General features: G+C 42.0%; 8 protein-coding genes, 1 tRNA gene and 1 pseudogene. 4 read left to right on the top strand and 6 right to left on the bottom strand.

Annotated features, from left to right (window positions below; all coding sequences use genetic code 11):
* Nucleotides 1-83, bottom strand: a pseudogene (locus BHV72_RS06405) (uracil-DNA glycosylase); the annotation flags it as partial.
* Nucleotides 84-390: 307 nt separating this feature from the next.
* Here BHV72_RS06405 and rbp point away from each other — a divergent pair.
* The 3 genes from rbp (at nucleotide 391) to BHV72_RS06390 (ending at nucleotide 2,670) form a co-directional block, all read left to right on the top strand.
* Complete coding sequence (gene rbp / locus BHV72_RS06400) at nucleotides 391-690, top strand: RNA-binding regulator (protein ID WP_005679494.1); 300 nt, start codon at nucleotides 391-393, stop codon at nucleotides 688-690.
* 348 nt (nucleotides 691-1,038) lie between these two features.
* The gene (locus BHV72_RS06395) at nucleotides 1,039-2,166 is read left to right on the top strand and encodes a DEAD/DEAH box helicase (protein WP_272718779.1); all 1,128 of its coding nucleotides are present in this window, start codon (nucleotides 1,039-1,041) and stop codon (nucleotides 2,164-2,166) included.
* A gap of 54 nt (nucleotides 2,167-2,220) precedes the next feature.
* Nucleotides 2,221-2,670, top strand: coding sequence for a cold shock domain-containing protein (locus BHV72_RS06390; protein ID WP_005682818.1), 450 nt, complete (start codon nucleotides 2,221-2,223; stop codon nucleotides 2,668-2,670).
* A 260-nt stretch (nucleotides 2,671-2,930) separates the two neighbouring features.
* On the opposite strand, the gene BHV72_RS06385 is transcribed toward BHV72_RS06390, so the two are convergent.
* The 5 genes from BHV72_RS06385 to sppA all read right to left on the bottom strand — a co-directional run bounded on the left by BHV72_RS06385 (nucleotide 2,931) and on the right by sppA (nucleotide 7,851).
* A tRNA-Phe gene (locus BHV72_RS06385) sits at nucleotides 2,931-3,003 on the bottom strand.
* 141 nt (nucleotides 3,004-3,144) lie between these two features.
* A complete protein-coding gene (thiL, locus tag BHV72_RS06380) occupies nucleotides 3,145-4,179 on the bottom strand; it encodes a thiamine-phosphate kinase (protein WP_005679563.1) in 1,035 nt (344 codons plus the stop codon).
* A gap of 16 nt (nucleotides 4,180-4,195) precedes the next feature.
* Nucleotides 4,196-5,005, bottom strand: coding sequence for a purine-nucleoside phosphorylase (locus BHV72_RS06375; RefSeq protein WP_005682822.1), 810 nt, complete (start codon nucleotides 5,003-5,005; stop codon nucleotides 4,196-4,198).
* Nucleotides 4,944-6,062 (bottom strand): tetraacyldisaccharide 4'-kinase, encoded by a 1,119-nt coding sequence (lpxK, locus tag BHV72_RS06370; protein ID WP_022041813.1) that lies wholly within the window; start codon nucleotides 6,060-6,062, stop codon nucleotides 4,944-4,946. Before lpxK ends, BHV72_RS06375 begins: the two co-directional genes overlap by 62 nt.
* 10 nt (nucleotides 6,063-6,072) lie before the next feature.
* Nucleotides 6,073-7,851: a signal peptide peptidase SppA gene (gene sppA / locus BHV72_RS06365; protein ID WP_005679567.1), complete on the bottom strand. Its 1,779-nt coding sequence runs from the start codon at nucleotides 7,849-7,851 to the stop codon at nucleotides 6,073-6,075.
* Nucleotides 7,852-8,066: 215 nt separating this feature from the next.
* Here sppA and BHV72_RS06360 point away from each other — a divergent pair, with 215 nt between their 5' ends.
* Entirely contained in the window at nucleotides 8,067-10,262 is a 2,196-nt protein-coding gene (locus BHV72_RS06360) for a GH92 family glycosyl hydrolase (RefSeq protein WP_005679569.1), read from the top strand.
* Nucleotides 10,263-10,386 lie beyond the last annotated feature (124 nt).

Here is a 10,386-nt window from a genome sequence, read left to right as displayed (position 1 = left end):
AATGTAACCAACTTTTCGAAGTATGGTTTATCAAATTCTTCTTGTAATTGCTGTTTCCAACTTTGTTCTATTCTGACATTCATGAGGTGCCCCTTAATAAGTTATACAAAGACAAAAGTAGATATATTGCGAGAGAATATCAAGAATGAGAGACGAAATTGTGTATTTCACCGATTTAGGGTGAATGGTGTGCTAATAAATGATAATTATCGTCTTTCTTCCGAAAAAGAACGGGTATAAATGTATTATTCTGATTTATTGTGTTACCTTTGTACCAAGAGTTTGAGTTACGAATCATTATCGTATAGTTCTTCTTTTATTAGCAAGTAGTCCTCTTCTGTAATTATCCTCCTCACTCCAAAATAGTATTTATTTTAATAAAATTTTTAGATGAACATTTACATTTCAGGTTTAAGTTATGGCACAAATGATGCTGACTTAACAAATTTATTTGCAGAGTTTGGAGAAGTATCTTCTGCTAAGGTTATTTTTGATAGAGAATCTGGTAGATCCAGAGGATTTGCTTTCGTAGAAATGCCGAATGATACAGAAGGACAAAAAGCAATTGACGAATTGAATGGCGTTGAATATGACCAGAAGGTTATTTCAGTAAGCGTTGCACGCCCTCGCACTGAAAGACCGTCTCACGGTGGTGGTCGTGGTGGTTATAATAACTCCAGAAGATATTAATACCCGGATAAAAGCAGAAGATTCTGTCTTCTGCTTTTATATATAAATTATTTCCGTTTCATGATTCATCGGGAAATCCCTTTTACAGAGAGTTCGAAAAATCATTTTACATTTAAGTTCTGCTAATTCTGCCTCTTTTGTGTGCAATATCGGAAATTTCTAGTTCTGCACTTTCCATTCTGAAAATAGATTTATTAGACTTTTTTGTAATACAAGCAAGCCTCTGGAAAAAAGAGCAAAGTTTAATAAGTATAATCACAAGTCTATATCAATATTGACTTCGTCGTGAACATTTATATAAGATATGTTTCTGACGGTTTACTTTCAGATATAGCAAAAACAACATTTATGACATTTAAAGAATTAAATATAACCGAGCCGATTTTAAAAGCAATCAAAGAAAAAGGATATACAGTACCGACCCCAATTCAAGAAAAAGCGATTCCTGCCGCATTGGCAAAAAGAGATATATTAGGTTGTGCGCAGACTGGTACAGGAAAGACGGCTTCATTTGCCATTCCTATCATACAACATTTGCAAGTCGTGAGCAAGGAATCTGTCAAGCGTCAGGGTATCAAAGCCTTGATATTGACACCTACCCGTGAACTTGCCCTGCAAATCAGTGAATGCATTGACGATTATTCAAAATATACCCGTGTTCGCCACGGAGTTATCTTCGGTGGTGTAAATCAACGTCCGCAGGTTGATATATTACGCAAGGGAATTGATATTCTGGTAGCTACTCCGGGACGTCTACTTGATTTGATGAATCAGGGACATATACATCTGGATACTATTCAGTATTTTGTATTGGATGAGGCTGACCGTATGCTTGACATGGGATTTATCCATGATATTAAGCGAATATTGCCGAAACTTCCGAAAGAAAAGCAAACCTTGTTCTTCTCGGCAACAATGCCTGACACCATTGTTACTTTAACCAAATCTCTGTTGAAGAATCCGGTGAAGATTTACATAACACCGAAATCGTCTACTGTGGACTCTATCAATCAGGTTGTGTACTTCGTAGAGAAGAAAGAGAAAAGCCAATTATTAATTTCAATTTTGCAAAAAGCAGAAGACCAATCGGTACTTATCTTCTCGCGTACGAAGCATAATGCCGATAAGATTGTTAAGATATTAGGTAAGGCTGGGATCGGTAGTCAGGCTATACACGGAAATAAGAGTCAGGCGGCAAGACAGTCCGCATTGGGTAATTTTAAGTCGGGGAAAACCCGGGTTATGGTTGCTACTGATATTGCTTCCAGAGGAATCGATATAAGTGAGTTGCCTATGGTTATTAATTATGATCTCCCGGATGTTCCCGAGACGTATGTACATCGTATCGGTCGTACAGGAAGAGCAGGAAATACAGGGACAGCACTTACATTCTGTTCGCAGGAAGAACGTAAACTGGTTAATGATATTCAGAAGTTGACCGGTAAGAAACTCAATAAGGCTAATTTCACTTTTTGAAATTAGCCTCTTACATTATTCATTAAAAATAAGTATAAATTAAATATGATTTCTATGGCAAAATCCATGACAGTAGGTAAACGTGAAAATGAAAAGAAAAGACTCGCTAAACGAGAGGAAAAATTAAAGAAGAAAGAAAGCAAAAAATTGTCGGGAAAAGCGAATAGCTTTGAAGATATGATTGCTTATGTAGATGAGAACGGAATGATAACTTCCACTCCTCCAACGGAAGATATTAAAAAAGAGGAAATAAATCCCGATGAAATAATCATTGCAACTCCCAAAAAGGAAGAGGAAGAACCGGCTATCTTAAGAGGAAGGGTTGAATTTTTTAATGAGGCTAGGGGATTTGGCTTTATTAAAGATCTTAACGGTGTTGAAAAGTATTTCTTCCATGTAAATAATGTTGTTGGCAATATTGTAGAAAACAACATTGTGACATTTGATCTTGAGCGTGGTACGAAAGGTATGAATGCAGTTAATATCTGTCTTGAAAAGCAATAATCCTTTATTAAAGTTTTATTTTGTAATTCGTATAAAGCGGACATGAAAATAAGATCTTTGGGCAATACAAGTTTTGATTTGATATTCGAAACATTTAATAGGACTTTTGCTGCCTATGATACTCGAGAACAGGAACAGTGTGAAAATATCTGATATGCCCAACGAAATTAGATCTGTATCTATCGGAGCATTCGATATGATAGCTAATTTCTGGGATTTAGGGGAATGTTACTGTTGGAAGACGTTTTTCTGACTAAAAGTGGTGCCACCAGGAATCGAACCGGGGACACAAGGATTTTCAGTCCTTTGCTCTACCAACTGAGCTATGGCACCTTGCTTGATTGCGGTTGCAAAGGTAGTGAAACTTTTGGAATCTGCAAGGCTTCCGGTAATAAAAAACACTGATAAAAAGTTAGTTTGCTTATTATCAGTGTTATATGAATTGAAAATATTTTTGCTGTTAACCGGAATATTCTATTTATCCTCCTTTAGCGGATTCCAACCTTGGGCTTTCAGTTCGAACTCTTGTCCGTCACGGGTTATCAAGGCACAGCCAAGTTCTGGTTTGGTGATATGTCCGATGAGGCGGATACCCTCCATTTGCGAAACTTTTTCGTGGTCGGCGATAGGTACGGTGAAAAGAAGCTCGTAGTCTTCGCCTCCGTTCATGGCACAAGTTGTTAGGTTCATGTTAAACTCTTCGGCCATGACAGCAGTCTGGTAATCAATGGGGATGTGCTCCTCGTATACGCGACAGCCGGTATTACTCTGTTTGCAGATATGCATTAATTCGGATGATAAGCCATCGGAGATGTCCATCATTGAAGTCGGGATGATATTGGCGGCAGCAAGTTTCTCAATGATATCTTTACGGGCTTCCGGCTTAAGTTGGCGTTCCAGTAGATACTCCTTGCCGGAGAAATCCGGTTGGACATCTTTTTCGCCTTTCAGTACAACCTTTTCACGTTCAAGAAGTTGTAGCCCCATATAGGCGGCACCTAGATCCCCGCTGACACAAATCAGGTCGGTTTCTTTGGCTCCATTGCGGTAGACCACTTTATCTTTGTCTGCGTCGCCGATACAAGTAATGCTGATAGCAAGTCCTGTAAGGGAAGAAGTCGTATCACCTCCTACGATATCAACATTATATTGTTGGCAGGCCAGACGGATACCGGCATAAAGATCATCCATGTCCTCTACGCTGAACCGTTTGGAAAGGGCGATAGAAACCGTGATCTGCCGGGGAGTACCGTTCATGGCATAAATGTCGGAAAAGTTGACTACGGCAGCTTTGTATCCCAGATGTTTCAAGGGGACATAAGTCAGGTCGAAATGTACACCCTCCATTAGTAAGTCGGTAGTCACCAATACTTGCTTCTCTGAAGGGTAAGAGAGGACAGCAGCGTCGTCACCTACTCCGTATTTACTGGATTCGTTTTCTAATTTAATTCCCTCGGTGAGGCGGTCAATCAGACCGAACTCACCAAGAGTAGCTATTTCAGTTCTCATAAATCGATTTTAATGTTTAGGCACGGTTGATAAGTTCACGCATGATAGTTGTCATTTTCGGTTGGGCGGCATCGGCTGCTTTCTGGACTTCTTCGTGCGTTACTTCCACGATCTTTCCCTCTACTCCTAAATCTGTGATAACAGAAATACCGAATACCTTAATTCCGCAATGATTGGCAACAATCACTTCGGGAACGGTAGACATACCTACGGCATCGGCACCTAGAATATGGAATAATTTATATTCAGCCGGAGTTTCGAAAGTAGGGCCTTGTGTACCGATGTAAACTCCGTGCTGAACCTTGATGCCTTTTTCTTCGGCAATTTCGTCCGCCTTGCGGATCAGTTCTTTGCTATATGCTTCACTCATATCCGGAAAACGGGGACCGTAAGGGATATTCTTTCCGCGTAGCGGATGTTCGGGGAAGTAGTTGATATGGTCAGTGATAATCATCAGGTCACCGATTTCAAAATCTGCATTCGTCCCGCCACTGGCATTGGATACAAACAAGGTTTTGATACCCAGTTCACGCATCACACGTACGGGGAAAGTAACCTCTTTCATTGAATAACCCTCATAATAGTGAAAACGGCCTTGCATTGCCATAATATCCTTATTGCCCAATTTACCGAAAATCAGCTTGCCGCTATGACCTTCGACGGTAGATATCGGGAAGTTAGGAATATCCGAATACTTTATTTCATACTTCTCGGTGATTTCGTTTGCCAAACTGCCAAGACCTGTGCCAAGGATAATGGCTGTTTCAGGACTGGTGTGCATCTTTCCTTTCAGGTAAGCTGCGGTTTCTTGTATTTTCTCTAACATAGTCAATAATATGTTGGTTAAATTTATCTTGTTGGTTCTGTAATATTTCTATTTCAATAGGCAGAGCATAGATGAACGGTTTTAATTCCGCATCCAAGCCCGGATGATTGATCAGGCGTGTGGCGTCTTTCTCGGTAGTGATAATCAACCGCCGTTTACCTTTTAACTTGTTGAATCGTTCCCTTATCTGTTGCATATCCTTATGGGTGAAGTCATGGTGATCGCCGAATGAAAGCAAGTCTATTTGCTTCGTACAATCTCCCAGTCTTTCGAGGATAGGGGCAGGAGAGGCAATACCTGTGATTAACAGGATATCAGTATCAGTCAGTAAAGATAACGCAATGCCGCCCTCGTTCGAAAATACGGGTTGCAAGTTACCATACCGGAACGACGAGAAGAATAGCCGCTGATACGGATAAAGGTTCAGCCGTTTCGTGATAATGTTATAATCAATCGGTTTGATATCCTGCGGACATTTAGTGACAATGACAATCTGCGCCCGGTTCTTTCCGTTGACGGGCTCGCGTAAACGTCCGGCCGGAAGTAAGGTGTCATCGCAGAAAAGACGGTGATAATCAGTCAGCAGAATGTTTAATCCCGCTTTTACGTGACGGTGCTGGAAGGCATCGTCGAGCAGGATAACGTCTGTCGAAGGCTCTTTCAGTTTGAGTAGCTTTTCTATTCCGTGGCAACGTTTTTCGTCAACAGCCAGTGTGACGGAAGAGAACTTTGTATACATCTGGTAAGGTTCATCTCCAATTGTTTTTGCCGTACATTGGGGAGTGGCGAGCACATAGCCTTTAGTACGTCGTTTGTACCCCCGGCTGAGGACGGCCACTTGATATTTATCACGAAGTAACTTTATCAGATATTCAGTGTGCGGGGTTTTGCCTGTACCTCCTACGGCAAGGTTGCCGATACAAATAACGGGAACATCGAAACTCTTCGACCGGAAGATTCCCCAGTCAAAGAGCTTGTTTCTCATCACTACCACTGCTCCGTATATCCATGAGACAGGGTATAGCCACTTGTGTATCTTGATAAAGTGTTCGTCCATGCAGTACAGGTTATTTTATATTCAGTTCAAATGGGACGCGTGCCTGAATCATGGATTTTTCTTGCAGATTCTTCAACAGATCAAACTGACGGTAGTATTCGCCCAATTTGCTTTTCAGCAATTGTGCTTCTACGTAATTTGTCGGTTTAGTTTCAAACAGAGAGGAGAAAAAATCCTGTTTCGCCGGATAGGAGATAACAGTATAATTTTCGATATCCGCTTTGGCTACGGCGATATCCAATGCTTTGTCAATACCTCCAAGCTCGTCCACCAGACCCAGTTCCTTGGCGGCTTCACCGGTCCACACACGACCTTCGGCGATCTTCTCGATAGCTTCTTTAGTCATGTGGCGTCCTTCGGCGCAACGGCCGATAAATGTATTGTATCCTTCGGTTATCGTCATTTGCAGCAATGCTTTTTCTCCTTCATTGAAAGGACGCATGATATTTCCGAAATCCGAATATTTATTTGTTTTTACTACATCGTAAGTCAAACCGATTTTGTCTGTCAGCCCTTTTACATTCGGTACCATACCGAAAATACCGATAGAACCGGTCAATGTTGTTGGTTCCGCCACAATCGTATCAGCCGCACATGAGATGTAGTAACCGCCTGAAGCGGCATAATCGCTCATGGAGACAATAACCGGCTTTTTAGTTTTCAGCTCCTTTACGGCGTGCCAGATTTGTTCGGAAGCAAAAGCGCTTCCGCCCGGAGAGTTAACTCGAAGCACGACTGCCTTCACATCATCATTGTCTTTCAGTTTGCGAAGGTCGCGGCTCACTTTGGAACCTACTATACCTTCATCAGAAGCAGATGAACCGGCATAATCGGTGATTTCTCCGGAAGCATAATAAACAGCTACGATATTGCCACTCTTATCCTTCGGTACATTTTTCCTCACATTGACCATATCGCTCAAGCCAAGCATAGGCAATTGATCGTCCTTGCCTATTTCTACCAGCTCTTTTAGATAGTTACGCACATCATTTCGATAAATCAGCGTATCAGCCAATCCGCATTTTACACTTTCCTCTGCCGGATAGAACATTAGCATACGGTCGGCATAGGCATTCAATGAATCCACCGGGATATAGCGTGAATTGGATACACCTTCAGTCACTTGTCTCCAAATAGAATTGATATAAGCAGTCACTTGTTCTCGGTTGGCGGGGCTCATCTCGGTAGAAATAAACGGTTCCACTGCCGATTTGTATGTTCCTACCTTGAAGATTTGCATTTCTACACCAATTTTTTGCAGCAAATCTTTGTAGAAGACAGGAGCTGCGGCAATGCCACGCCACTCTATCATCCCTTTAGGATTGAGCAGCACTTTGTCGGCTACGCTGGAAAGATAATAAAGTCCCTGGGTGTAAGAGTCTCCATAAGCAATGATAAACTTTCCGCTTTCCTTGAAATCAAGTAGTGCATTACGGATCTCCTGTAAAGAAGCGTATGACGTTCCCAATGAAGAGGCCTGCAAGTAAATTCCTTTAATATTTTCATTCTCTTTTGCTTTTTTGATAGAAGAGAGGATATCGTCCAGACCGTATATATTGGAATCGTCACTGAATAATTGTGATAGAATGTCCAATGGATTCTCTTGCGTGCGTTCGACCAACGTTCCGTTCAGATCGAGCATCATTACCGAATTCTTTTTTACTATTGTCTCCGTATCCGAAGCAGACATGATACCGAACAAGGTCACCATGCTGACAATAAATAATACGATACTTGACAGGATAATACCGGTTACTGTTGCAAGTGTAAATTTCAAGAAATCTTTCATTATGCTTATTGTTTTTTTGAGCCAGCTTATTATTAAGCTAACAAAGATAAATAATTGAGTTGTATTTATCCAATAAGTCGCAAGATTTTTTGTTTTATCACAGTGGAACGATAGATTGCCTTTGGAAATAAACGAATCGTACGGATGTCATGAGAGGGATTTTTTTTATCTTTGTCGCTGTCATTATGCGACATTAATTTAACATTATATTTACTATGAAAAGAAGAATCCCTCTTATGGCTGCTGCTTTGGCAGGTTTATTTTTCTATTCTTCCTGTTCTCCGACAGAAAAAGCGGAAACAAAAGATTATACCCGATACGTTAATACATTCATCGGTGCGGCCGATAATGGGCATACCTTTCCGGGGGCTTGTTATCCTTTCGGAATGATCCAGAGCAGCCCTGTGACGGGTGCAGTCGGCTGGCGCTATTGTTCCGAGTATACCTATCAGGATTCTCTGATTTGGGGATTCACGCAGACGCATCTGAATGGAACAGGATGTATGGACTTGGGTGATATTCTGGTAATGCCTGTTACCGGTACACGTACCCGTGCCTGGGACGCTTATCGCAGTCATTTCCCGAAAGATAAAGAAGCGGCTGCGCCGGGTTACTATACTGTGGAACTTTCCGATCCGCAGGTGAAAGCGGAACTGACGGCTTCTATTCATGCTGCCCTACATCGATATACCTACAACAAAGCAGACTCCGCTTCTCTGCTGATAGATCTTCAGCATGGTCCTGCCTGGAGGGAAGAACAATATCATTCACACGTGAAGAGTTGTGAGGTGAATTGGGAAGACGCCCAAACGCTGACCGGACATGTCAATAATGCCGTATGGGTGAATCAGGATTATTTCTTTGTGATAAAATTTAATCGTCCTGTTGCAGACTCACTTTACCTTCCGATGGGAGAGACGGAGAAAGGGAAACGTATTGTTGCTACTTTCGACATGCAGCCGGGAGACGAGTTGATGATGAAAGTGGCCCTTTCCACTACGAGCGTAGCCGGAGCCAAGAAGAACTTGGAAGCGGAAATTCCTGCCTGGGACTTTGACGGAGTGAGAGACGCTGCGCATAATGAATGGAATAGTTATCTGAGCCGTATCGAAATAGACGGTACCGATGATGAAAAGACAAACTTCTATACCAGTTTCTATCATGCTTTGATTCAACCGAATGAGATTTCGGATGTCGATGGTATGTATCGTAACGCTGCCGACTCCGTTGTGAAAGCGGGAACGGGGACTTTTTATTCTACGTTCTCTTTGTGGGATACTTATCGTGCCGCTCATCCTTTCTATACATTGATAATTCCCGAACGTGTCGACGGTTTTGTTAATTCGTTGATAGAACAAGGTGAAGTGCAGGGATTCCTGCCTATCTGGGCATTATGGGGAAAGGAGAACTACTGTATGATAGGTAATCATGGGGTTTCTGTGATTGCCGAGGCCTATCGTAAGGGATTCCGTGGCTTTGACGCGGAGCGTGCTTTCAATATTATAAAGAAGACGCAGACTGTTTCACATCCGTTGAAGTCAAACTGGGAAGTATATACGAAATACGGCTATTTCCCGACCGACCTGATAAAAGCCGAATCGGTGTCTTCCACATTAGAGTCGGTATATGACGATTATGCTGCTGCCGACATGGCACGCCGTATGGGAAAAGAAGAAGATGCGGCGTACTTTGCAAAACGTGCCGATTATTATAAGAACCTCTTTGATACTGAAACCCAGTTTATGCGTCCGCGCAAAGCAGATGGAACATGGAAGGCTCCGTTTAATCCGAGTGCTTTGGGACATTCGGAAAGTATAGGGGGAGATTATACGGAGGGAAATGCATGGCAATATACCTGGCACGTGCAACATGACGTCCCGGGATTAATCCGGCTCTTTGGTGGTGAAAAACCTTTCCTGAATAAATTGGATTCTTTGTTTACCGTTACTTTGGAAGGTGAAGGTCTGGCTGATGTAACAGGATTGATCGGACAATATGCTCACGGCAACGAACCGAGTCATCACGTAACTTATTTATATGCATTAGCCGGTCGTCCGGAGCGTACACAAGAGTTAATCCGTGAGATTTTCGATACTCAATACCGAAACAAACCTGACGGACTTTGCGGAAATGACGATTGTGGTCAGATGTCTGCATGGTATATGTTGAGTGCAATGGGATTTTATCCGGTGAATCCGGTGAGTGGCGAGTATGTATTCGGGGCGCCCCAGTTGCCTGAAATGGTATTGCATCTGGCTGGTGGCAAGACTTTTACTATTATCGCAGAGAACCTGTCGAAAGAGCATAAGTATGTGGATAGCATTACTTTGAATGGTGAACCTTATACGAAGAATACTATCTCTCATGAAGATATTGTCAAGGGAGGAACATTGGTTTATAAGATGAAATAATTCTCAAAGTATTCTCACCGTGATGAGAAAAAATTCTCATTATGGTGAGAACTTTTTCTCATAGCGATAAGAATTTATTCTCACTGCGGTGAGAATAATCCCTTTATTTCTTTAGAAAATTTGT

It is taken from the genome of Bacteroides sp. 43_46 (assembly GCF_001915455.1).
Classification (GTDB): domain Bacteria; phylum Bacteroidota; class Bacteroidia; order Bacteroidales; family Bacteroidaceae; genus Bacteroides; species Bacteroides caccae.
The sequence above is the reverse complement of the archived record's forward strand: the minus strand, read 5'-3'. Positions and strand labels throughout refer to the sequence as shown.